General features: G+C 54.5%; 21 protein-coding genes. 18 read left to right on the top strand and 3 right to left on the bottom strand.

The annotated features are described in order from the left end of the window. Positions 1–20 precede the first annotated feature (20 nt). Complete coding sequence (locus tag QN085_RS06940; protein WP_103443888.1) at positions 21–1,022, top strand: NADP-dependent oxidoreductase; 1,002 nt, start codon at positions 21–23, stop codon at positions 1,020–1,022. Positions 1,023–2,847: 1,825 nt separating this feature from the next. On the opposite strand, the gene pyrF is transcribed toward QN085_RS06940, so the two are convergent. Continuing rightward, positions 2,848–3,549 carry an orotidine-5'-phosphate decarboxylase gene (pyrF, locus tag QN085_RS06935; protein ID WP_084854940.1) on the bottom strand — a complete coding sequence of 234 codons (702 nt, stop codon included), beginning with the start codon at positions 3,547–3,549 and terminating at the stop codon, positions 2,848–2,850. Positions 3,550–3,732: 183 nt separating this feature from the next. Here pyrF and QN085_RS06930 point away from each other — a divergent pair, with 183 nt between their 5' ends. After that, complete coding sequence (locus tag QN085_RS06930) at positions 3,733–3,900, top strand: DUF2897 family protein (protein WP_280044982.1); 168 nt, start codon at positions 3,733–3,735, stop codon at positions 3,898–3,900. An 83-nt stretch (positions 3,901–3,983) separates the two neighbouring features. On the opposite strand, the gene QN085_RS06925 is transcribed toward QN085_RS06930, so the two are convergent. Continuing rightward, on the bottom strand, positions 3,984–4,319 hold the full coding sequence (locus QN085_RS06925; protein ID WP_285690124.1) for a ComEA family DNA-binding protein: 336 nt from the start codon (positions 4,317–4,319) through the stop codon (positions 3,984–3,986). Between the two features lie 430 nt (positions 4,320–4,749). Between QN085_RS06925 and wecB the strand changes: the two genes are divergently transcribed. Beyond that, positions 4,750–5,886, top strand: a complete 1,137-nt coding sequence (gene wecB / locus QN085_RS06920; protein WP_285690121.1) for a non-hydrolyzing UDP-N-acetylglucosamine 2-epimerase — start codon at positions 4,750–4,752, stop codon at positions 5,884–5,886. 393 nt (positions 5,887–6,279) lie between these two features. Then, positions 6,280–6,555 carry a DUF3077 domain-containing protein gene (locus QN085_RS06915; RefSeq protein WP_280044985.1) on the top strand — a complete coding sequence of 92 codons (276 nt, stop codon included), beginning with the start codon at positions 6,280–6,282 and terminating at the stop codon, positions 6,553–6,555. A gap of 117 nt (positions 6,556–6,672) precedes the next feature. Here the strand turns inward: QN085_RS06915 and QN085_RS06910 are convergent, their stop codons facing one another. After that, the gene (locus QN085_RS06910; RefSeq protein WP_285690118.1) at positions 6,673–7,407 is read right to left on the bottom strand and encodes a hypothetical protein; all 735 of its coding nucleotides are present in this window, start codon (positions 7,405–7,407) and stop codon (positions 6,673–6,675) included. A 436-nt stretch (positions 7,408–7,843) separates the two neighbouring features. Between QN085_RS06910 and QN085_RS06905 the strand changes: the two genes are divergently transcribed. From QN085_RS06905 to QN085_RS06840, 14 genes are all read left to right on the top strand, one after another. Further along, a complete protein-coding gene (locus tag QN085_RS06905) occupies positions 7,844–8,233 on the top strand; it encodes a hypothetical protein (RefSeq protein WP_280044987.1) in 390 nt (129 codons plus the stop codon). A gap of 304 nt (positions 8,234–8,537) precedes the next feature. After that, positions 8,538–9,899 carry a phosphohexomutase domain-containing protein gene (locus tag QN085_RS06900; RefSeq protein WP_280044988.1) on the top strand — a complete coding sequence of 454 codons (1,362 nt, stop codon included), beginning with the start codon at positions 8,538–8,540 and terminating at the stop codon, positions 9,897–9,899. Positions 9,900–10,411: 512 nt separating this feature from the next. Next, entirely contained in the window at positions 10,412–11,203 is a 792-nt protein-coding gene (locus QN085_RS06895; RefSeq protein WP_280044989.1) for an ABC transporter permease, read from the top strand. 13 nt (positions 11,204–11,216) lie between these two features. Next, positions 11,217–11,870, top strand: coding sequence for an ABC transporter ATP-binding protein (locus QN085_RS06890; protein ID WP_280044990.1), 654 nt, complete (start codon positions 11,217–11,219; stop codon positions 11,868–11,870). A 55-nt stretch (positions 11,871–11,925) separates the two neighbouring features. Then, on the top strand, positions 11,926–13,032 hold the full coding sequence (locus QN085_RS06885; RefSeq protein WP_285690114.1) for a KpsE/RkpR family capsule polysaccharide export protein: 1,107 nt from the start codon (positions 11,926–11,928) through the stop codon (positions 13,030–13,032). Further along, positions 13,025–14,116, top strand: a complete 1,092-nt coding sequence (locus QN085_RS06880; RefSeq protein WP_285690112.1) for a polysaccharide biosynthesis/export family protein — start codon at positions 13,025–13,027, stop codon at positions 14,114–14,116. The genes QN085_RS06885 and QN085_RS06880 overlap by 8 nt, the downstream gene beginning before the upstream one ends. Positions 14,117–14,144: 28 nt before the next feature. Continuing rightward, the gene (locus QN085_RS06875) at positions 14,145–15,557 is read left to right on the top strand and encodes a mannose-1-phosphate guanylyltransferase/mannose-6-phosphate isomerase (RefSeq protein WP_285690110.1); all 1,413 of its coding nucleotides are present in this window, start codon (positions 14,145–14,147) and stop codon (positions 15,555–15,557) included. A gap of 44 nt (positions 15,558–15,601) precedes the next feature. Then, complete coding sequence (locus QN085_RS06870; RefSeq protein WP_285690108.1) at positions 15,602–16,624, top strand: hypothetical protein; 1,023 nt, start codon at positions 15,602–15,604, stop codon at positions 16,622–16,624. Next, positions 16,615–18,000, top strand: a complete 1,386-nt coding sequence (locus QN085_RS06865) for a glycosyltransferase (protein WP_285690106.1) — start codon at positions 16,615–16,617, stop codon at positions 17,998–18,000. The genes QN085_RS06870 and QN085_RS06865 overlap by 10 nt, the downstream gene beginning before the upstream one ends. Positions 18,001–18,053: 53 nt before the next feature. After that, entirely contained in the window at positions 18,054–18,896 is an 843-nt protein-coding gene (locus tag QN085_RS06860; RefSeq protein ID WP_285690104.1) for an FkbM family methyltransferase, read from the top strand. Next, positions 18,890–20,515: a tetratricopeptide repeat protein gene (locus tag QN085_RS06855; RefSeq protein ID WP_285690102.1), complete on the top strand. Its 1,626-nt coding sequence runs from the start codon at positions 18,890–18,892 to the stop codon at positions 20,513–20,515. Before QN085_RS06860 ends, QN085_RS06855 begins: the two co-directional genes overlap by 7 nt. A gap of 4 nt (positions 20,516–20,519) precedes the next feature. Continuing rightward, positions 20,520–21,362: a 3-deoxy-8-phosphooctulonate synthase gene (gene kdsA, locus QN085_RS06850; RefSeq protein WP_285691236.1), complete on the top strand. Its 843-nt coding sequence runs from the start codon at positions 20,520–20,522 to the stop codon at positions 21,360–21,362. 28 nt (positions 21,363–21,390) lie between these two features. Further along, positions 21,391–22,677, top strand: a complete 1,287-nt coding sequence (kdsB, locus tag QN085_RS06845; RefSeq protein WP_285690100.1) for a 3-deoxy-manno-octulosonate cytidylyltransferase — start codon at positions 21,391–21,393, stop codon at positions 22,675–22,677. Between the two features lie 107 nt (positions 22,678–22,784). Continuing rightward, positions 22,785–24,737 (top strand): hypothetical protein, encoded by a 1,953-nt coding sequence (locus QN085_RS06840; RefSeq protein ID WP_285690098.1) that lies wholly within the window; start codon positions 22,785–22,787, stop codon positions 24,735–24,737. The last annotated feature ends 25 nt before the right edge of the window (positions 24,738–24,762 follow it).

Genomic DNA, 24,762 nt, shown 5'->3' with positions numbered 1-24,762 from the left:
ACTGCCCACAAGGACCTGCCATGACCTACACCAACCGCCGCTTCCTGCTTGCCAAACGCCCGGTCGGCACCGTGCGCCGAGACGACTTCAGTTTCGAGGCCGTACCCGCCGAACAACCCGGTGAAGGCCAGGTGATGGTGCGCAACCTGTACCTGTCGCTGGACCCGGCCATGCGTGGCTGGATGAACGAAGGCAAGTCGTACATCCCGCCCGTGGCATTGGGCCAGGTGATGCGCGCACTGGGCGTGGGTGAAGTGGTGGCCTCCAACCACCCAGGGTTCAAACCAGGCGACCACGTTAGCGGTGCGCTGGGTGTGCAGGACTATTTCACTGGCGAACCCCAGGGCCTGCACAAGATCGACCCCAACCTGGCGCCGCTGCCGCGCTACCTGTCGGCGCTGGGCATGACCGGCATGACCGCCTATTTCGCCCTGCTGGAGGTCGGCCAGCCCAAGGCTGGTGAAACCGTGGTCATTTCCGGCGCAGCCGGCGCGGTGGGCAGCATTGTCGGGCAAATTGCCAAGATCAAAGGCTGCCGCGTGATCGGCATTGCCGGCGGCGCCAAGAAGTGCCAGTACCTGAAGGACGAACTGGGCTTCGACGGGGTTATCGACTACAAGGCCGAAGACGTGCTGGCCGGCCTGAAGCGTGAATGCCCCAAAGGCGTGGACGTGTATTTCGACAACGTCGGCGGCGATATCCTCGATGCGGTGCTGACACGCATCAACTTCAAGGCGCGCATCGTGATTTGCGGCGCGATCAGCCAGTACAACAACAAGGAAGCGGTGAAAGGTCCGGCCAACTACCTGTCGCTGCTGGTGAACCGTGCGCGCATGGAAGGTTTTGTGGTGATGGACCACAGCAAGGACTACGGCAAGGCCGCGCTGGAGATTGCCGGCTGGCTGGCCAGCGGGCAAGTGAAGAGCAAGGAGGATGTGGTGGAGGGGCTGGAGACCTTCCCCGAGACCTTGTTGAAGCTGTTCAGCGGGGAGAACTTTGGCAAGTTGGTGTTGAAGGTTTAAACGCCCCTGCACGGCACCGATGGCTCGGCACAGGCCGCCGTAGGAGCGGGTTCCCCCGCGAAAGGGCCGAGCCTGCTGGCCAATTTCCACCGTCCGTCCACCGTTGCCGCCGCCCCGTATTCGAGGGGACACACATCGGTGGCTCGACACAGACCGTCGTAGGAGCGGGTTTACCCGCGAAAGGGCAGAGCCTGCCGGCCAATTTCCACCGACCGTCCACCGTTGCCGCCGCCCCGTATTCACGGGGACACACATCGGTGGCTCGACACAGGCCGTCGTAGGAGCGGGTTTACCCGCGAAAGGGCCGAGCCTGCTGGCCAATTTCCACCAGCCGTCCACCGTTGCCGCCACCCCGTATTCACGGGGACACACACCGGTGGTTCGGCACAGACCGTCGTAGGAGCGGGTTTACCCGCGAAAGGGCCGAGCCTGCCGGCCAATTTCCACCAGCCGTCCACCGTTGCCGCCACCCCGTATTCACGGGGACACACACCGGTGGTTCGGCACAGACCGTCGTAGGAGCGGGTTTACCCGCGAAAGGGCCGAGCCTGCCGGCCAATTTCCACCGGCCGTCCACCGTTGCCGCCGCCACCGTATTCGCGGGTAAACCCGCTCCTACACAGATCGGGGTGCAGCCACATCAGTGGTTCGACACAGGCATCGGAGGCCCGAAAGGGCCAGCCCTACCGGCCAATTTCCACCGGCCGTCCACCGTTGCCGCCGCCCCGTATTCGCGGGGACATACATCGGTGGCTCGGCACAGGCCGTCGTAGGAGCGGGTTTACCCGCGAAAGGGCCGAGCCTGCTGGCCAATTTCCACCAGCCGTCCACCGTTGCCGCCGCCCCGTATTCACGGGGACACACATCGGTGGCTCGACACAGGCCGTCGTAGGAGCGGGTTTACCCGCGAAAGGGCCGAGCCTGCCGGCCAATTTCCACCGGCCGTCCACCGTTGCCGCCGCCCCGTATTCACGGGGACACACATCGGTGGCTCGACACAGGCCGTCGTAGGAGCGGGTTTACCCGCGAAAGGGCCGAGCCTGCTGGCCAATTTCCACCAGCCGTCCACCGTTGCCGCCGCCCCGTATTCACGGGGACACACATCGGTGGCTCGACACAGGCCGTCGTAGGAGCGGGTTTACCCGCGAAAGGGCCGAGCCTGCCGGCCAATTTCCACCGGCCGTCCACCGTTGCCGCCGCCCCGTATTCACGGGGACACACATCGGTGGCTCGACACAGGCCGTCGTAGGAGCGGGTTTACCCGCGAAAGGGCCGAGCCTGCCGGCCAATTTCCACCGGCCGTCCACCGTTGCCGCCGCCCCGTATTCACGGGGACACACATCGGTGGCTCGACACAGGCCGTCGTAGGAGCGGGTTTACCCGCGAAAGGGCCGAGCCTGCCGGCCAATTTCCACCAGCCGTCCACCGTTGCCGCCGCCCCGTATTCACGGGGACACACACCGGTGGTTCGGCACAGACCGTCGTAGGAGCGGGTTTACCCGCGAAAGGGCCGAGCCTGCCGGCCAATTTCCACCAGCCGTCCACCGTTGCCGCCGCCCCGTATTCACGGGGACACACATCGGTGGCTCGACACAGGCCGTCGTAGGAGCGGGTTTACCCGCGAAAGGGCCGGGCCTGCTGGCCAATTTCCACCGGCCGTCCACCGTTGCCGCCGCCACCGTATTCGCGGGTAAACCCGCTCCTACACGGATCGGGGTGCAGCCACATCAGTGGTTCGACACAGGCATCGGTGGCCCGAAAGGGCCAGCCCTGCCGGCCAATTTCCACCAGCCGTCCAGGCCGTTGTCGGACAGCCGCAGGTTAATTACCCACGGATCTCCGCCACCACCGCTGCCAACGCTTGCGCAGGGTCTGCAGCCTGGCTGATCGGCCGGCCGATCACCAGGTAGTCCGAACCGGCATCCAGTGCCTGGCGTGGGGTGAGGATACGGCGCTGGTCATCCTGCGCGCTGCCCGCCGGGCGAATGCCCGGGGTCACCAGTTGCAGCGATGGGTGCGCCGCCTTCAGTGCCGGGGCCTCGAGCGCCGAGCACACCAAACCGTCCATACCCGCTTTTTCCGCCAGCGCCGCCAAACGCAGCACCTGCTCTTGGGGGTCGACATCCAGGCCAATGCCGGCCAGGTCTTCACGCTCCATGCTGGTCAGCACGGTCACGCCAATCAGCAACGGCTGCGGGCCGCTGCGCTTGGCCAGTTCTTCACGGCAGGCCGCCATCATGCGCAGGCCACCGGAGCAATGCACGTTAACCATCCACACGCCCATCTCGGCGGCAGCCTTTACCGCCATGGCGGTGGTGTTGGGAATGTCGTGGAACTTGAGGTCCAGGAACACTTCGAAGCCCTTTTCACACAGGGTTTCGACAATGCCCGAAGCGCTGCTGGTGAACAGCTCCTTGCCAACCTTCACCCGGCACAGCGCAGGGTCAAGCTGGTCAGCCAGCTTCAGGGCGGCCTCACGGGTAGGGAAATCCAGGGCGACGATCAGGGGCGTCTGGCAGGCGGACATGGGCAGGGTCTCTTGGCAAGTCGAAAACGGCGCGCATTGTAAACGAAGTGACGCAGGCTTTGGGGCCCGCAGGTCACGGAATTGGCCCAGCAAGGCCTGGCACCTATAATTGAACCAACGGAACGGGTAACTGCTCAAATTTCATACACGCGTTGCCCATCGCCCGATTTAAGGAGAACGACAATGCCCTGGTATGCCTGGCTAATACTCATCATAGCCCTCGGCTCCATCGTCGGCGGGTTGATGCTGCTGCGCGACACAGCCAAAAAAGTGCCGCTGACCGAAGAACAACTGCGCAAGGTGCGTGAGCGCAATGCCGAGGCCGATGCCAAGGACGCGCAAGACCGCTAGAAGGCCAGCACTGTGGGCTGGTTCCCTCGAGCCGCTCTGTTTTTTGAAGGCCGGGCCAGGGCATCAACCCCGGCCCCTCCCCCTTACTTCACCATCACCTTGTCCCGGTTACGCTCCAGCAACGCATTGCCAATCCCCTTGATCTCCAGCAACTCATCCACCGAAGCAAACGGCCCATTGGCTTCACGGTAGGCGACGATCGCCTCGGCCTTGGCCTTGCCGATCCCGTTCAGCTCCTTCTGCAAGGTCAGTGCATCCGCCGTGTTCAGGTCCAGCTGCGGCGCCTGCTGGGCCTGCGCCTGGGCCACCACCGGTACCGGCTCGGCCACTGCCGTGGCACTGGCCGGGGCTGCACTGAGCGAGAAGGACAAACTGGCGAACAGCGGCAGCAGCAGGTACGACAGAACGTTATTGCGCATGGTCAACACTCCTTAGGTTGGCGATTTATCAGCAGCCGTTTTCCTTCGGCTGCGCGAACAACCCTAGCGATTAACCCGACAGCAAAACACCCGCCGCCCCCGGCGAATGGTTACCGAATCAGTCAGCAAAACCGCCAGCTTCGCCCACCCACCAACTACGGCCATTTCATCGCCAGCGGCCCACCCCCGGCAGCTCAAGGCCTTGGCCCCGTGCCTGTAAGCAAATGCCCATTGGTCCGATTACCACTACCTACCCACACCCTGCCGCTTTCCTACAGTGCCCGCCGAACAACACCTGACGCGCAAACCGTCCTGCCACCGGCCGACACGCATCTGCGGTGCAAACTGGCATCCCACCCCCCGCCTGCTAGATTTCTTCAGCAATGGAAAACCGCTTTGCTTCAAGGACCCGAGCAAGAGGATCACCGCCGTGCCCCTCAAGACCCTGACCGTTTTCGGTACCCGCCCAGAAGCCATCAAGATGGCCCCCCTGGCCCTTCAGCTAGCCCAGGACAGCCGCTTCGAAGCCCGCGTGTGCGTCACCGGCCAGCATCGGCAAATGCTCGACCAGGTGCTGGAGCTGTTCGGCATTACCCCCGACTACGACCTGAACATCATGAAGGCCGGCCAGGACCTGACCGGCGTGACCACCGCCATCCTGCAAGGCATCAAGCCCGTGCTGGCCGACTTCAAGCCCGACGTGGTGCTGGTGCACGGCGACACCGCCACTACCTTCGCCACCAGCCTGGCGGCTTATTACCAGCAAATCCCCATTGCCCATGTAGAAGCCGGGCTGCGCACCAACAACTTGTATTCACCCTGGCCCGAGGAAGGCAACCGGCGTCTCACCGGCGCCCTGGCCGCGCTGCACTTTGCCCCAACCACCACCTCGCGCGAGAACCTGCTGCGTGAAGGCACCGACCCGACGCACATTTTCACCACGGGCAACACCGTGATCGACGCCTTGCTGGAAGTGGAAAAGAAGCTGCAAAGCCCTGAGCTGAATGCTCGCTTTGCCCGGCACTTCAGCTACCTGGCCGCCGACCGCCGCCTGTTGCTGGTGACTGGCCACCGCCGCGAGAACTTCGGTGGCGGCTTCGAGCGCATTTGCCAAGCGCTGGTGCACACTGCGCGGCAATTCCCCGAGCTGGACGTGGTGTACCCGGTGCACCTAAACCCCAACGTGCGCGAGCCGGTCAACCGGCTGCTGGGCGATGTGCGCAACATCCACCTGATCGAGCCACTGGATTACCTGCCGTTCGTGTACCTGATGACCCGCGCGTACGTGATCCTGACCGACTCTGGGGGCATCCAGGAGGAAGCACCGGCGCTGGGTAAACCGGTGCTGGTGATGCGCGACACCACCGAGCGGCCTGAAGCTGTGGCGGCGGGTACGGTGCGGCTGGTGGGAACACAAGTGGACTCGATTGTGAGGGAGCTGAATACATTGCTGACCAATGAGGCGGTGTACCGCGAGATGAGCGTTGCACATAACCCCTATGGTGACGGACACGCTTGTGCACGCATACGCGAAGCACTCGCGACACATCTGGGGCGAACGGCATAGCCCCGCCGAAGCTATCGCAGCGAAGACATTTGCCAGGGCATGCGGAGCAATCCCCTTTGCCCCCACGGCACACACAGCGCGTCAGACTTTCCTGAAACCTCGCCCCACCCCTTCAGCTCAGATAACCGGGCGAACTATCCTACACACCAGTCAGAAGCAGCTGAATTGTCGGGGAAATGCCCCAGGGATAACTTCACCGGGTCGCCAAGTTGGTGACCGGGTGTGAGAACCTGATGCGAGTTACCTGACTTGCCTGTCATGGCGGTCGTACGCGGGCAGACTTCGGTCTGGCCGGGCTTTGTAGCTCCCTCGGTTTCTCACCCCGTGTACGACTGCCGCCCTGGTCCGTGAGAAAGATTCGCGTGGCAGTTCCACTGTTCAGGAGCTACTACCATGAAAAACAACAACCAATCCCCCATCCTCACCGCAGGCATCGAAACCTTCCTTGAAGCCGGCAACCCCACCCTGGACCTGCTTCGCGTCCAACCCGGCGTCCCCGTCGATGATGCGTATGAGCACGTCTCGGTTCTGCTGGGCTATTGCAAGCACCTGGTGCGCGAAGGCGACATGGAAGACGACCACAAGATGCTGGGCGCAGCCGATTACCTGCTGGCAATGGCCAAAGCGTTGATGAACGACATCGAGATTGCGAAGAACAAGCGCCACTGAAGCGCTCTCGCAAGAACTGGGGGGCGTTGTGGGAGCGGGCTTGCCCTGCGAATACCGGCGCAGCCGGTGCCATCCACTCCATCCCCACTAAAATTTCCGGCTTCAATCAGCCGGCCCTCAAATTACCGTGCGAGGGTAAACACTGATAAACGCCGAAATGGAAATCGCATCCCCATCATCAACCTTCACCCGCGGGCTCTGCCCCGAGCGTTTGATATCGGTTGCAAACTCCGCAGCCTTGAACGCCTGCTCCAACTCATCGCTGCCCACCCCGGTATACACAACCACCTGGGTACCGGTGTTGTGCTTCTGCAGGGGCAGCTGCTTGATCTGCACCTGAACACCCGACTTGGTCAGCGCTACGGCAATTTCCTTGGCAAAGCGAACCGCCTCTTTGTCATCCTTGTGGATATTCAGCAGCACCACTGGTGCCAGGGTTTTAGCCTTCAGCTCGCCCGCCAATGCCTTGAATGCATCGTGCGCCTGCGGCGGCAGCGTGCGGGGCTTAAGGCTGGCCTCCAGCTTGAGCCGCTCGGCCCGCTCCTGCTCCAGTTTAGCCCGTTCACGTTCAAGTTCGGCCTTCAGCGCGTCGTTCTCTTCCAGCAACTGCTGAATTTCCAGCTGCGCCTGCATGTCCGACTCGTTGACCACGGTGACCTCCTGCGTGGCCCGCGAAAGGCTCACTTCGGAGTGCTGGTTTTTTACATCCGAGGTCATGTGGGCAAAGATCATTGCACTGGCGGCGATCAGCGCGGCGATGACGGCGGTGGCAGAGGCTATGGCGTGGATAAGGCTGGCTGTGTCTGCTGAAATATCAGGCATAAACAACTTCTTGAAGTTAGGGATGTTCATCGTTTCACGGTCAGGCAGATGTGCCAGGCAGATGGCCCGCACGGGTACAAGTCGAGCCAGAAGGCTAGCGAGGTCTGGCAGAGTGCCATAATTTTGAGGATTTTGCTGAAAAGTGGTGGAGTCCGCGACCAATGTCGAAGAGAAGAATCCTCAGAGCAAGAGCGCCATTGTCAATGACGAACCGCAACGCCGGCGAAGTGCACCGCCCTGTTCATCCAAGCGATTAGCGCTATGCCAAGCGATTCGAACCAGCATCGCGCAAATCGACAACTAGCTGCGCATCAAAAAAAGAAACCTCTGGGCCGTACTCTGCAATGCAAGCTTAACCAAACCTCACTGCTGCCCGCAGACTCGTCTAAACCAACTATCCCCTCAAGCTGGCAACCTGATGCAATCTGCTGTATCAATGTCGCCCTTTCGACCCAGGGAGAAGGCTGTGGAGTGGTACGAGTCGCTTTTTTTACAAATGTGTAGTCATGTGCTGACCCAAGCCAGGATGGCAAATCGCCGCGGCTTCACTGGGTCGCTGTCCATGGACACCACTTCAACTCGCGACTTGGTAGAGAGCTACCAACGTAACGTGGCAATTGCGTTCAGCACGGCAGAGATGAAAGACCATCTTTCACAAGGCGCCAACTGCGTGGCACTGATAATGGTAAAAGAGCATCAGTTCCAAAATTACTTGGCAGATATCAACCGCCAGCAAGAGGTGGTATTGAGCGCGACCCTGCGTACGGACGCTCGCTCCACCGAGTATGCCAATTACCATGTGGACATCGCGATCATCCGGCCCACCTCTTCAGGCCCCATGGACATCGCACACTAGAACCTGATGTTCGCTGCCGCCCCACTCACCTGCAGAAGCACAAGCGCTTCTTACTTCATGACGCCCCGAGCATCCTCTGAAAAGTCCAGCTATGATGCCCCGGTCCTGATCGAAGTGCAGAGCGGCGGCCCTTTCACCGTGGATAACCCCGTTGTCCCCTTCACGGGCGAGAACATTCGTGGCAATAACCAAGCCGGCTCCGTCTGTCTCGGCGAGCAGCGCAGCAAAACTAACGCGGCTAATCATTTTACCCACCATCCCCTTCTAGACGGCGCCTGCAGTCGGCATCGCATATGAGAGATGTATGTACGCACCTATCCAAACCCGTTGCTTCAAAGCCTATGACATCCGTGGCCAAGTGCCGACCGACCTCAACGACGACATTGCCTACCGAATTGGCCGCGCCCTGGTGGCACAGCTGGGCGGACGCACCTACGTGGTCGGCCGTGACATGCGTCTTGAAAGCCCGGGCCTGTCCCGTGCCTTGATGCAGGGCTTGACCGAAGCCGGCGCCGACGTGATCGACATCGGCCTGTGTGGCACAGAGGAAGTCTACTTTGCCACCAGCCATTACCAGGCTGATGGCGGCATCATGGTCACTGCCAGCCACAACCCAAAGGGCTACAACGGCATGAAACTGGTGCGCGAGCAGTCGCGCCCGATCAGCGGTGATACCGGCCTGAACGACATTCGCCAGCGCGTTGAAGCAGGCGACCTCGGTGTTCAGGCGGCTACGCCAGGCAATGTGCGCCAGGCATTCGACAAGTCTGCCTACATCGACCACTTGCTGACCTACATCGACCTGGGCGCACTCAAGCCGCTGAAAGTACTGGCAGACCCAGGCAACGGCGCTGTAGGCCCCGTACTGGAGCTGCTCAAGGCACGCCTGCCGCTGGATATCACCATCATCAATGGCGAGCCGGACGGCAACTTCCCCAACGGCATCCCCAACCCACTGCTGCCGGAAAACCGCGACCTCACCCGTCAGGCCGTTCTGGAAACCGGCGCGGACATGGGTATTGCCTTTGACGGCGATTTCGACCGCTGCTTCTTCTTCGACAACCAGGGCCGCTTCATCGAGGGCTACTACGTGGTCGGCCTGCTGGCCGAAATGCTGCTGGCCAAGCACCCAGGCAGCAAGATCATTCACGATCCACGTCTGACCTGGAACACCATCGAGCAGGTCAGTGCCGCAGGTGGTCAGGCCATTCAGAGCAAGACCGGCCATGCCTTCATCAAAGAGCGCATGCGCGCTGAAGATGCTGTGTACGGTGGCGAAATGAGCGCGCACCACTACTTCCGCGATTTTGCGTACTGCGACAGTGGCAACATCCCATGGCTGCTGGTCGCTGCATTGATGAGCCACACCGGCAAAAGCCTGGCACAACTGGTGGATGAGCGTATCGCGGCGTTCCCGTGCAGTGGTGAAATCAACTACGAAGTAGCTGATGTGAAGGGCACCATCGAGAAGATTCTGGCGTTCTACTTGCCGCATGGGCCTAGCGTCGACCGCACAGACGGGATCAGCGTCGAATTCGCTGACTGGCGCTTCAGCCTGCGTGGGTCCAATACCGAGCCACTGCTGCGCCTGAACGTCGAAAGCCGGGCCAACGAGGCGCTGGTCACTGAACGCGTGGCTGAAATCGCCTGCCTGATTCAGGAATAATCCGAGTCAGCAAATTGTTGGTGCGTCTGGGCGTATGCAAGCGCGCTCAACGCACACCTCGACATTCCGGGGCTGCCACGCAGCCCACGGACTACCCTGTCACCGTATGCCGTACGCTCAATTGCATTTTCGGCAGGAGACCGTCTAGTCAGCGGATGACCAGCAAGTACCAACGCTTTTTGCCACGCAATGTGAACCCGTTCACCTACGCATTTGCGCGCCCAGCGTAAGCTGCAAACCGTAGAAAATCGGACGGCACACTACTTCCCAGCGTGAAATCATTGTGCCATCATTCTATCAATGCAATTTGTCTCGAAGACTGCTAATGGATTAGTACTTTCGAACACATATACAGCGCTTCGCTTGACGCTTATGCCCTCTGACGCTTACTCTTCTGCCCCTTAGAACAGGGAAGTTTCCGGAATAACCGTCTGAAATCGCCTTACGGCGAGCTTTCCTGAAGATGAATTCCGGCGTGCCTAGGCGCGCTGCATTGCTTTGCGGTCGCCATCTTGAAAGCTCGTTCGTCTCTACAGATCCAGAAATCGGTCATCTTCGCTTTAGTCCTGCGCGAAGCGCGCGCACGTGTTGGCGACACCCGCCTGGGCGCCTTGTGGATGCTGCTGGAGCCGCTGGTTCACCTCCTACTCTTCTCGCTGCTGTTTGCAATGCTCCGTGGCCGCACAGTATCCGGCGTTGAATACCCGGTGTTCATCCTAGTCGGCATGGCACCCTTCCTGCTTTACCGCAATACCGCTCTGCGCTTGATGGACAGCCTTCGCGAAAACCGTTCGCTGTTCGGCTACAAGCAGATCAAACCACTGGATACTTACATTGCGCGCGTCATTGTAGAAACCTGCATTGCAGTAACGGTGTACGCCATCCTCGTATTCGGTTTTGCCTGGGCCGGCTTCGACATGTCGATCCACAGCCCGCTGCAATGGGTTGCCACCCTGCTGCTGGGCCTGCTGTTCGCCTTTGGCCTCGGCATGCTGCTGGCCTTGGTCACCCACGCCCTTCCCAGCGTGAAGATTGTCATCCGCATGGCCTTCTTCCCGCTGTACTTTATTTCCGGGGTGCTGATACCTGCATCCTACCTGCCCCAGGCCATGATGCCGGTGCTGCTGCTCAACCCGTTCCTGCACATCCTCGAACTGATTCGTGCCGAGGTACTGCCGCATTACACCCCGGTCGACGGCGTGTCCGAAACCTATGTGATCAGCTTCACCCTGGTATTGCTGTTCCTATCTTTGGGCGCCTACCGCGCTCGCAGGATGCACCTGATTTCCACCAAGAACGGTTAAGTACAGGCCAAACGTGTTCGAGCTCAGAAACGTAACCAAGTCGTACCTCACGCCCCATGGCCGTCGGTATGTCTTCCGCAACCTGTCGCTGGCGATCCCGCCAGGCAAGAACATCGGGCTTATCGGCCGCAACGGTGCCGGCAAGTCCACGCTCATGCGCCTGCTTGGCGGCGCAGACGTGCCCGACTCAGGCACCATCATTACTGACCGCAGCATTTCCTGGCCGGTCGGTTTGACGGGCGGCTTCCAGGGCAGCATGAGCGGGCGCGACAACATCAAGTTTGTCTGCCGCATTTATGGTGCAACCGGCGAAGCGATGCGCGAGAAGATTCGCTACGTCCAGGAGTTCGCCGAAATCGGTGACTGGATCGACGAGCCGATCAAAACCTACTCTTCGGGCATGCGCTCACGCGTGGCGTTCGGCCTGAGCATGGCATTCGACTTCGACTACTACCTGATCGACGAAGTTATGTCGGTGGGTGATGCGCAGTTCAAACGCAAGTGCAATGAGGTTTTCCAGGAAAAACTGCAGAAGTCCAACGTCGTGCTGGTTACCCACACCATGTCCGAAGTCGAAAAACTCTGCGACGTGGTCCTGTTGGTGCGCAATGGCGAAATCCAGGTATACGACGACGTATCCGAAGGCATCAAGGCTTACAGCAGCTAATCAATCCATTCCCAATTTTAAGCAGCACCGTTCGACTTCAAGGATGCATCCAACTATGAGCAGTACGGGTAAAAAGAAGGGCTGGCGCCTGGCGATCGCCATGGTGGTTTTGCCGATGATCCTGGCAGGTGTTTACTACGGCATCTTCGCCGTTGACCGCTTTGTCAGCTCCGCCCAGGTGGTGGTACGCCAGGATGGCAACAATCAAGGCGCGCAGATGCCCGGCCTTGCTACCTTGCTGACTGGCACCAACCCGGCCTCGCGGGAAGAGACCCTTTACTTGCGCGAGTACATCACCTCGATGGACATGATGCTGCTGCTTGAAGACAAGGTGCAGTGGATTGAACAATTTGCCGCCCAGCGCAGCGACGTGTTCTTCTGGCTTGACAAGGACGCCCCACGCGAAGACCTGCTCAAGTACTACCAGCGCATGGTTTCGGCCCACTACGACGAAACCACCGGCCTGCTGCGCGTCGAGGTTCAGGCATTCACCCCTGAGCTGTCCGAGAAAATGCTGCGCGTCATCCTTCAGGCCAGCGAGCACTTCGTCAACGAAGTCAGCCACAACATTGCCCGTGAGCAGATGAAATTTGCCCAAGGCGAACTGGAGACCGCACGCGCCAACTACTCCAAGCGCAAGACCCAGCTGCTGAACTTCCAGAACGAAAACAAGGTACTGGATGGCGGTAACTCCGCACAGAGCCGTGCCACCATCATTGCCGACCTTGAAAGCCAGTACACCAAGGAACAGGCCGTACTGACCGAGATGTCGTTCAAGCTGCGCGCTGACGCCCCCCAAGTCCGTCAGCAGAAGCAGAAGGTGGAAGCCATCACCCATCAGTTGGCCAAAGAAAAACGCTTGCTGGTTTCGTCCCCGCAAGGCTCGCAGGCAAACGTGATCGCTTCGCGCTTCCAGCAACTGACCCTAGACGCCGGCATCGCCGAGGAAACCTACAAAACCGCTGTTGCCGCGCTGGACAATGCCCGCGTTGAAGCGAGCAAGAAGATTCGCACTCTGGTGACCGTAGTCAGCCCCAATACCCCCCAGCTCGCTCTCTACCCGGAGCGCTGGTACAACCTAGCAACCATTTTGCTCGGCCTATTGATGCTTTATGGCATCACGCGCTTCATTCTGGCTTCGATCGAGGATCATCGTGATTAAATCCCTGGCTGTCTCCAAGACATTCAATATGAAACTGGCTGCTTTGGCGCTGGCGACCTTGGGCCTGGCGGGTTGTGGCGGCACCATGTCCGGTGCCGGGCCATACAAGGGCACGATTGAAGACAAGAACGAGGCCTACAACCTCGTGGATATCAACGCCAGCACCATTGGCCCGTATCTGGCAGGCGCACCACGCGCCTCGCTGGCTACAGTGACCAAGCCGCAGCCACCTGAAGTGCGCCTGGCGGCAGGCGACACCTTGAATGTGCTGATTGCCGACACCGCTCCGGCAGAGTCCGCCCTGTTTGCCCCTCTAGCAACCGGCGGCACCCAGTTGAAGTCGCGTATTGACGCTCAGGGCATGCTGTCGCTCCCTTATGTGGGCCGTCAGTTCGTTGCGGGCATGACCCTCAACGAAGTTGAGGCCATGATTCGCCGCCAGCTAAAGGGCATCACAACTGACGTGCAGACACACGTTGAGCTTGTCGGCGACCTGTCGGGCTCGGTGCTGGTTGCCGGAGCAGTCAAGACCCCTGGGCGCTTCAGCACCCTGCAAGGCCCACTAACCCTGCTGGATGCTGTCAACCAGGCAGGCGGCCCTGTAATGGAGCCACACCTGGTCAACGTGACTGTGCGTACTGGTACCCAGATACAACAGTTCAATTATGAAGATGTGCTTTCGGGCAACAACATGGTGCTGCGCCCGAACTCGGAAGTAGTACTTGATCGCGCACGTCAGCGCTTTGTAGCGATGGGAGCGGTAGCAGAGCCAGGCCTGAAAGACCTTCCAAGCCAAAACACCAGCTTGCTGGACGCACTGGGCAGCGTAGGCGGCCTGCGTGAAGCGAATGCCAACCCGGAAGGCGTATTCGTGTTCCGCATGGCGAGCGGTACTAATGCGAAGCCAACCGTGCTTCGTCTGAACATGCGCGATCCGGCTGCAGTGTTTTATGCACGACAGATTGCCATCAAGCCTGATGACACTATTTACGTAACAAACGCAGCTGTATACGAGTGGCAGAAAGTAATTTCTCCAATCGTACAGACTATGCTGCTCGGCCGCGCCACCGGCGCTTATAAATAATTTTTTCATCGGCAATAGGGAAATTAAGATGATCCCCGTCGTACTTTCTGGCGGCTCTGGTTCTCGCCTCTGGCCACTCTCACGTGCCATGCATCCAAAGCAATTCCTCAGCATTGGTGGTGAACACTCACTATTCCAATCTACGCTGATGCGTTTAGCTAAGATCGATAGCATCTCGCTGACTCCTATCATCGTGAGCAACGAGGACCATCGTTTTCTTGTCGCAGAACAGTGTCGGGCTCTGGGCGTGGCGCCAAGTGCTATCCTGCTTGAGCCCTGTGGTAGAAATACTGCTCCGGCTATTGCGGCAGCTGTAGTCAAGGCGCTCAGCACAGGCAAAGACGATCTACTTTTGGTCCTGCCGGCTGACCATGCCATCGATAATATCGAAGCACTGCAGTTTGCTTTTGAAGCAGGTGCCATAGCCGCTAACGACGGTAATATCGTGACCTTTGGAATCGTACCCAACAAACCTGAAACGGGATATGGTTACATTCGAGTCGCAGAAAAGCGTGAATCTGCACAACCAGTAGAAGCATTTGTCGAGAAACCTGACTTCGAGACGGCGCAAGGCTATCTGGAAGACGGACGCTACTACTGGAACAGCGGTATGTTCCTTTTCAAAGCGTCAGTCATGCTGGAGCAGTTGCGCGCTCACGCTCCACAGGTTCTTCAATCTGTCGAGGCCGCTCTTGAAACCGCAACGAGTGACCTGGATTTCACTCGACTCAATGCAGAAGCATTCGGGTGTGCAGAGAATATTTCCATCGATTACGCCGTCATGGAACGCTCTGACAAGGTTGCGGTGCTGCCTCTAGATGCTGGCTGGAACGACGTGGGCTCTTGGTCAGCCGTCTGGGAAATCACGAACAAAGATGCAGAGGGCAACGCCTCCCAAGGCGATGTAATCTTGGAAGCAACTCGCAACGCCTACGTGCATGCTGAGCATCGTATGGTAAGCGTGCTTGGTTTGGATGACGTTGTAGTTGTCGAAACCGCTGACGCTGTGATGGTAACTTCAAAAGAAAAAGCGCAAGACGTAAAACTGCTAGTTGACCGGATCAAGAAAAGCAAACGCTCAGAAGCAACCAACCATAGGAAGGTTTACCGGCCGTGGGGTGCATACGACTCGATTGATAATGGCACACGCTATCAAGTGAAGCGCATCACTGTCGCACCAGGGCAAAAGTTATCTGTACAGATGCACCATCATCGCGCAGAGCATTGGATCGTAGTGACTGGCACAGCAAAAGTCACCATCGGCGGCGAAGATGTTCTTCTGACAGAAAACCAATCCACATATATCCCAGTGGGAGTGGTCCATGCCCTTGAAAACCCAGGCAAAATCCCACTTGAGATGATCGAAGTTCAATCAGGCACGTATCTCGGCGAAGATGATATCGTGCGATTTGAAGATCGGTACGGCCGTATCACCGCTTAACACAACTCACACTTTAAGCCTTAGATCCGTAGCAGGGAAAGATCTTGAACAAATTAGTGCTCGACTGGTTCCGTAACAAAGATGGCGACAACGGCGTTCTTCTTCGCAATGCTGGCTGGTTGCAAAACTTCCTGTATTCCACTGGCCTGGTAGACAACTCGTCTGTAGAACCCTCCGATAACATCCGCCGTGTGGAGTCAGTTTACAAAGCATCTGGTATGGCTATGAACCAACATAGCTGGGCCTACCTGTACGATAATCTTGAGCGAATTTCGATCGCTCACGACTTCTTCTTAGAGTCGTGCTCCTCGGAGCTGGTAATTGGCTACGAACTGTCAAGAGCTCAGCTGCAAGCCATTGATAAAGCGGGAAAACGCTACATCAACCTCTGCACGCACCCGCTTCGGTTCGCTCCTGACTACTTCCTCGCAGCTGCGACAAACGATCCGCAAATTCACAGCCGACTGAAGTCGGTCGCACCAACACGCGACTACATTGAGCAGAACGTTGGCCTGATGAAAGCACGTGCCGCGCGTCGCTACCATCGCCGCATGAACCCAGAACAAGGCCTTGTATTCTTCGCACAAATTGCAGTCGACTCGTCGCGAATCAAGAACGGCGAAATTATTGATGACTCCTACATCATTCAATCGCTCGAAAGAACACTCGACGAAATGAAGCCTAAGAACCTTTACTTGAAACATCACCCACACGAAAAAATGTCCAGCGCACTTACTTCCGCCCTGGAAAAAATGAAAGGTAAGGTCATCCCTACAGAAACCTATGACTTGCTGAGCATCTCTGGCCTGCGCCTTTGCGCACTTTCTTCCGGTATTTGCCACGAAGCCGCCTACTTTGGTTGCAAGCCAACAAAGTTCCTACCGAATCCAGAGCTGTTCCCGATCCTTGGAGAAGAAATTGCACTTGGCCAGTACAATATTCTACCGAGCAACATTATTGATAAGCGCTTCTGGGAATACGTATTGAAGGGTGCCGAATGCCCAGCACCGGTTTACCCGCTCCCTAATACTCCGTATCGCACAGCATCAGGACTGTCATGGGGCTGACCATGATTTACTTAGATATCACCCGAATTTTCAACAGGGTTAATGCATCCTCGCCGACAGGCATTGACCGTGTTGAGTTCGAGTATGCAAAAAACTCGCTCGAGAAGGGTCACTTTTTTGCCTATCAAAAAAGGAATGAACTTTTCAGCGCCCCCCGCTACCTTGTAGAAATGGTAGTAGCATATTTGGCCGAGCGCTGGGAAAAAGGTCGCGAGGAAGACCCCAGAGTTGAGCATTCAATTAAAGAGTGGGCTAAATCGCTGCGTCTAAAACCAATGCCAAAGCCGACCGGCACCGTTAAGTTCCTGAGGGAGCTTAAAGGAAAAACATTCAAGGAAAGACTGTCAGCAGTCAGATCTGAAGCCGACTACATCAAAAAGAAAGCTCCGCAGGTCCCTAGCAGTATTGCCACGCTCTTCGTAGCTTTATTTCACGATAAAATCCTCAAAAAATTTGAGGCAGCGAATACCGTTAATGCTCCAACAGGCATTCATTGGAACAAAGTATTCGAGAGAGCATGCTACCTGAATGTGGGCCATACTGGACTCGAGAAAAAGGCACTATTTGAGCATGTTAAGGCGAGTGGCGTTCAAGTCGCCCTTTACCTTCACGATTTGTTGCCGATGACGCATCCTCATTTATTTGTCGAAGGCACAGACAAAACCCATAAAGTCCGAATGGACAACATGGCAGCGTTTTCAGACTTAATTTTTGCGAACTCGTTCTACACCAAAGAAAAATTCGAAGAACTCTATGGTAGCTCTTCAGTTGCAGGCGTGCTCGAAATCGGATCTCAAGAGCTAACCAAGAAATCGGTAATTGCAGCCAACCAAAGAAAGAACTTCGTTTCAATTGGGACAATTGAGCCGCGAAAGAATTATCTTTGGCTAGTTCGCGCCTGGGATTCTTACTGCCAAAAGAATCCAAACAAGGTCAAAGAAGACAAGCTGATAATCTTTGGTAAAGTTGGCTGGCTGAAGGACAAAGAACTAAGCGAACTCCAAAAGCTAGCTAAAAAAAGCAATATCGAAATCATAAGCGGTGCTAGCGACGAACTAATTCAAACTACTTTGTCCCAGGCAAAAGCTTATGTAACCGCAGCGGAGGTAGAAGGCTGGGGAATGCCGCTCGCCGAAAGCCTTAGCTACGGCACGCCAGTGATTGCTACTGACGTGGCTGCACATAGGGAAGTAACGAGAAATACAGCTCGATTCTTTGAGTTCAACAACGTGGATGAATTCCACTCCCACTTGGATGCGTACTACATCAAGCAACAATATGAGGTTGCGCTCAGTGATGTGACGCGTTACGCTCCGTGGCAGTGGAAATCTCACTTCGACCGCCTCGCTCAGCATATAAACGGTCAAGTTTCTTGATAGACCCCTCCTTCCTAGCGAAGGAGGATGTCAATTAAACAAGGCCTAGATAGATGCCAAATGATCAAACAGAACAACTACTACCTCTGATCAAAACCGAGGGTGAATTTACAATAACAATCGGTGAAGTAAAACTAAGCCTTCATCTTACCAACAAGCACGAGCGACAGTATGCTGCAAACTGTGCTGCAGGTATTAAATATCCTCAAGCAGATATTGACAAATTTCTCTTTCAGAATTTTATAAAGCCTGGCGATCTCATTATTGATGCCGGAGCAAATATTGGCTTCTCCGCACTTCAAATGATTGCCGCTGGCGCAAAGAAAGTATACTGTTTTGAACCTGTAAAAGAGCTATTTAATAGACTCTCCCAAATACAAACCGATAAAATCGTAGCTCACAACTTCGGACTATCGTCTACCCGCGCCCAAGCAGAAATCATTATTTCTTCAAGCCATAATCAAGGGTCGACATATTCAAATGAAATGATCGAGCTTTTTCCTCAAGTATTTGGCGACCAGCCAAGCAAACAGAGAAGCAAAGTACTACCACTTGATTATTTTTTTTCTGACCGCGATATTAATTTCATAAAGATCGATGTCGAGGGCCTTGAGACAGAGGTATTAATTGGTGCAAAAAAGCTTCTGAGTCGTCGAAGTCTGCGTACAATTGTGCTCGAATCGTACACTGGCACTGAAGAAATAAACAAAGTTTTGGGCGATCGCTTTCCGTTGCGCTACAGAGTCTACTTGGACTCTAAATCATACGATCTTAAATTACAATCTCCTGACGAACCTATTAGCCCTAACGCAATAAAAACCAGCCCAACTTATTTGTTTACTAATGATCTTGCGTCTGTATCCCTGCTTATGAAAAGCGAGACTTATCAATGCTGAAAGATAACAAGCTGCGCTTCACAGAAATCGGCAAATATGACGCGAACGAACTTGAAAATATCTTCACTCAACTTGAAAAGAATGAAATATTCAAACCTGCAGACAAAAAAATCATTAAATCTGAAGAGCTAATTTACGATACACTCAACGAATTTGAGAAATCGACGCTCGGCAACGGTCGTTTCAGAATCTGGCAAGGCGAGGCTAGATTTGATTGCCTATTCCACGAAAAGCCCGATACCGAATATTTGTATGTTTTCCTCAATGGTTCCCGCGGCGAGGATCTGAACAGCTTCGCGCCAATCCCTCGATTCGGCAGATGGTCTTGGCATCAACTATTCAATGGAAGCACGCTTTTCATTGAAGATCCGATGCTCTACAAATATGAGACACTAAACCTCGGTTGGTATTACGGCACTAGCGACGTAGACTACCTTGAATCGACGCTAAACATCGTCAAAGCTGTACAAAAAAAGATCAATGCTGCAAAAATCATATTCTATGGTAGCTCGGGCGGTGGTTATGCCGCTCTCCAGTTGGCTGCCCGCCTCCCTGATAGTTTCGCTATTTCAATTAACCCCCAAACCCAGCTTTTTAAGTGGGGGTCTGCAAATAGCTTTACTGAGCACACCAACATTGACTTGGAAGTTCACGATCAACGCCTGCGAAATTTTGCCGGCGAAGCCGTTGCCAAGAATAAGTCATCTAAGTACTTTGTGATTCAAAACGCCTTGTCCCACGACGATTGCTCTGATCACTTCCTGCCGTTCTGCAGCCAAGTCGGCCATAACGCGCAGTATGGTTTATCATCAAGCAATAATATCCTCACTTGGCTTTACTCTACGCCTGGTGGGCATAACAGCACCGACAACAAATCCGTACTGTACTTCATACTTGATTTAGCTCTAAGCTTCTTCAACACAAACAACTTTGCCATTTCCGATAAAACATCAGAACTTTATAAGGTAGTCAACACCCTCTGGCACACTAGCTTTCATCTTCAGGATTTATTGAAAGAGAGAAAAGAAGCCGCCACCCCAGAGCCTGGCAGAGCAAAAGACAACTTCATAACAAGCAAACAGCTGGCGCGTGCAGGCAAGCTGGACGATGCACTGGATCTCGCTCGTAAAGCAGTCTCTTTGAACCCGTCCAACATAATCTACTTGATCAATTTGGGTGATATCCAACGCAAGATTGGAAAGACTGAAGCCGCTCTTGAAACCTTGCTTCTAGCTCATGAAGTTCAGCCCGACCACCCAAATTTGAATTTCCAAATAAGCGCCACCTATAGCGTACTAAAAAACTTCGGCGCTGCACTTGATCATGCCAAGATCTCAGTAATTGGTGATCCGACCAATATCAGCTTCAGAAACAACTACACAAACATTTTGCGAAATACTCAGGACTATGACGAGGCGATTGCCAACCTCGAAGAAACTTTCAACATAGACCCAGACTCACCTTGGACGCATGTTCAGGCCAGCCGCATCTGGATTGACCTTAAAGACGCCAACAGAGCGATCAAGCATGCACAATTAGCAGCTGACCTCTCTCCCAGTGCAACTGCGTTCCAAAATCACCTCTCGTACACAAAAAAAATTTTTGTCACAAGTGAATAAAGACATGATTAAAATTACCGACGCCATCTCTGTATCTAACGACGCTCCGTTTGTTTTGTTTGGCGGCATCAATGTACTTGAGTGCGAAGATTTAGCTCTTACTGCATGCGCCGAGTATGTCCGCGTCACTGAGAAGCTGGGCATTCCATATGTATTTAAAGCCAGCTTTGACAAAGCTAACCGCTCCTCCATTCACTCCTATCGCGGGCCAGGCTTGGAAGAAGGCCTGCGTATTTTCGAGAAAGTGAAAGCTGAATTTGGCGTCCCTATCATCACTGATGTTCATGAAATCTATCAAGCCGCACCAGTTGCTGAGGTCGTTGATGTAGTACAACTTCCAGCCTTCTTGGCTCGGCAGACTGACTTGGTAGTTGCACTGGCCAAAACTAATAAGCCAGTGAATATTAAGAAGCCACAATTTCTTAGCCCTTCACAAATGCAAAATATCGTGCATAAGTTCAAGGAAGCTGGAAACGACAAACTTATTCTGTGCGATCGCGGCTCATGCATGGGATATGACAACTTAGTTGTGGATATGCTTGGCTTTGGCGTTATGAAGCGCACCTGCGAAGATCTGCCAATTATCTTCGATGTAACTCACGCATTGCAGAATCGTGACCCGTCTGGCGCCGCCTCGGGTGGCCGCCGCGAGCAAGTTGTCGACCTCGCGCGTGCAGGTATGGCTGTTGGTCTCGCTGGTCTTTTCCTGGAAGCACATCCTAATCCGAATGAGGCTAAATGCGATGGACCAAGCGCACTTCCACTAGAGAAGCTTGAGCCATTCTTGGCTCAAATCAAAGCACTAGACGATTTAATTAAATCCTTCCCTGCTCTGAAAATTTCGTAAGGAAGCGCTGAAAGCAAGGATTGTGAACATGGCAAATTTTTCCCAACGGGTTGCGATTATTATTCCGGCCCGGTACGGCTCTACACGGTTACCAGGTAAACCGTTAGCCGATATTGCTGGAAAGCCGATGGTTCAGTACGTCTACGAACGTGCGCTCCAAGTTTCCAATGCGCATGTCGTAGTCATTGCTACTGATGATCAACGTGTCGCCGATGCCGTTCGCGGTTTTGGTGGTGAATGCGTAATGACTTCAGCAGATCACCCATCTGGTACTGATCGTCTTGCAGAAGTCATGACCCAGATTGATGCAGATATCTACATCAATCTACAGGGAGATGAACCACTGGTACGACCAGCGGATATTGAAGCCCTGGCTGCTGGGATGCTACTCGATAGCAGCGTCAGCGTTGGTACACTGTGCCACACTATTGACGCGACCGAAGCGATGAATCCCAACACCGTCAAGGTTGTGCTTGCCAATAATGGCAACGCACTGTATTTCAGCCGCTCGCCCATCCCGTATCCCCGCGACAGCAGCGCAGCCACCTATCTGAAGCATGTTGGCGTTTACGCATATCGTCGGGAAGTACTAGCTGAGTACACAACTTTACAGCAGCCTATGATGGAACACGCAGAGAAGCTGGAGCAACTGCGTTTGATGTCTGCCGGGTACTGTATTCGTGCTTATATAGTCGAACCGACTGGTCCGGGCGTCGACACACCGGAGTGCCTGGAGCAGGTGCGAGCACTGATTGAAGGTAGATCTCCTTCAGCAAAACCCTCATTGGCAGACATCCGACTGGTTATCACCGATGTGGATGGCGTTTTGACAGATGGCGGCATTTACTACGACGCCACCGGAGAATGTCTCAAGCGTTTTCATGTTCGCGATGGCATGGGAATGCGCCTTCTCGAAGAAAATGGCGTACGAGTAGCAGTCTTGTCTGGTCGAGACTCTGCGACTTTGCGGAAACGGGTTTCTGATCTAGGTGTTACGCTCTGCCAGTTCGGCGTGAAAGATAAGTTAGCAGCCTGTAAACAATTGATCGCCGAGGCAGGTGTTACAGCTGAGCAAGCTGCCTGTATTGGTGATGACTGCATCGATCTACCAGCATTCGCAGCTTGTAGCATTTCATTTGCTGTAGCGGATGCACCTCTGTACGTGAAATCTGCTGCAACGCGGGTATTAAATAGCTCGGGTGGCACTGGAGCTTTCCGCGAAGTGGCTGATGCCATTTTGTTTGCGCAAGATAAGATGGCAACAATCACAACCGCAGAAGGATATGCAAGCGTCATGAACAAAATGGCGCAATAAACCGAGCGTGGCAGCGCACAAGCTGCCACACACCTACATAAAATCTGAACTATTTCTAACTTCCTACATCCAAACTACTCACTTAGTCCCATCAGAGATACGTGAGCATGCCTTTACTTCTCGAACGTAGAAAATTCCTCGGCACCACAATTCTTGGCGTCGCAGCTACCAGTAGCGGGCTAGTAACAGCGTCAACCTTGGCGCCCGAAACAGAAAAGAAACTGGATAGCAAACTCTCTTCATCTTCCATCGCTCAAATAAAAACTGGAAATCAGATAGGCTTAATCGGCGACGGTAGATACCATGCCCTCTCAGAAAAATACTCAAGCTTGCAAGATGCACAAAACGCTTTCCCCTTCATTAACTCATTGCAGCAGTCTATCGACTGGGCCATTTTGCAGAGCGAATTAGACAAAGCAAAAAACCAGCCTACAGTGATAGATCTGCAGGACCTTCAAATAGTTCTATCTGAGCCACTTGTATGGAAAGGAGGGGCCTACTTAAAGGGCGCGCAGGGCCAGTGCAAGATCACACTGATGGACAATGCAAATTGTAGCGTTATTGAAAGCGACTCTTTTGACAATTGGAAAGAATGGAAAGGTGGGGCGGACAATAACTACACATTAGATGGGGGTATTGATGGCATCATCATTGACGGAAACGCCCAAAACCAGAAAATATTTCCCTCATCAGAAAAAGACCTGACGTACGGCCTAAAAATCCACTCACATAGATTTCAAATTGGCTGGCTACAAATCCATAATATAAATGGAGTTGGAATCAGATTAGCGTTCAATAAAAGCCTAGTTAACTCATTCAGAAATACACAGGATTCAAGCGCCCCCCTTCAAGGCAGTCCTTTATCGCTAGCCGCACCCTACGACATAAAAAACATAAATATTTCTGACACTCTATATGAATCATTTGTGTTTGAGGGCCCTGCTGACATCCCCATCTGGAACCTGAGCACTAATTACTGCGGCTGGACCTCGCGCGCAGCCCCTCCCCCACCAAATCGCAAATCCCTATTGTTCCCAGGGGAGGAAATACATTCTGTCCGCATTCAATCTCCATGCAAAATATCTTATGCAAATCTGAATGGAGCTATTTACGGAAGGTCACTGTACGTTGCAAAAAACACTAGGTTTCATGCTGATTGCATCATCACATCATCTTCTTGGGGAGGGGCATTAATAGAGGGCTCTGCATACGGCTCAATTTCCAGCCTGCTTCTTCAACAAAACAGTTTCTCACATAACAACCAAACCCTACCTTATCTTGAAATTCGTTTCGACGCCCAAGCCGGACGCAGCAAATCAAGAATATCTATACTTCATGTCTCCACTAGAAGGACTAGCAACACACCCAAAGGCAGGGGAGACTTTATTTATGATGATGCGGGAATATTTATTGGCCGAATCGATTGCGTAGACAATAGATTTATTGCCGGCAACGGATTAAGGATCGGCAAAAATAATATTGGCGGCCACTACCAAAGCATTGATCTAAGAAACGTAAGAAGCGACGACAGTACCACCGGTACAGCCATCACCATTGAAGCCGGCTCAAGAGACTGGCAAATCGATAGAGTCTATCTGAATAATTGCGACCGCGGAATTCTCAATCTGGGGAAAAATATGCGCGGCACCGTCTTGAGCGGCTTGATCGAATTAAGAAAAAGTCAAATAGCGCTAGAGGGCGTAGCAAAAGGCAGCGCAACGGACTCAGTAATTTCAAATAAGAATTTTATCGCACTGGACAACATCGGCTCATGGGCAATAGAAATTCTGTCCGAAAGGAAAAGGTTTTACAACAAGGCTAGAGCGTCAGCGAGCATCAAAGTTTCTAAATCCGGACAATTAGATGAAACAACACTGGAGCACAACCTTTGGCGCATCCCGACAATAAAGGACATTCAAATCTCATCGTACTGGAAAGGTGCAGGCTATCCCGTCTTCAATGTTGGCGTTAAAAAAATCTCGACAAACACCATCTCGCTAACCGGCGCAATTCTAAGCGAAGAACAGGGTGAACTACTTATAACCGCCCACCTAAATTAGATTCTCCAACTTCTATATTGGGTTA

Origin of the sequence: Pseudomonas sp. M2(2023), assembly GCF_030263955.1 — a bacterium.
GTDB classification, from domain to species: domain Bacteria; phylum Pseudomonadota; class Gammaproteobacteria; order Pseudomonadales; family Pseudomonadaceae; genus Aquipseudomonas; species Aquipseudomonas asiatica.
Note: the sequence above shows the minus strand (reverse complement) of the source record. Positions and strands in the feature narration are given on the sequence as shown.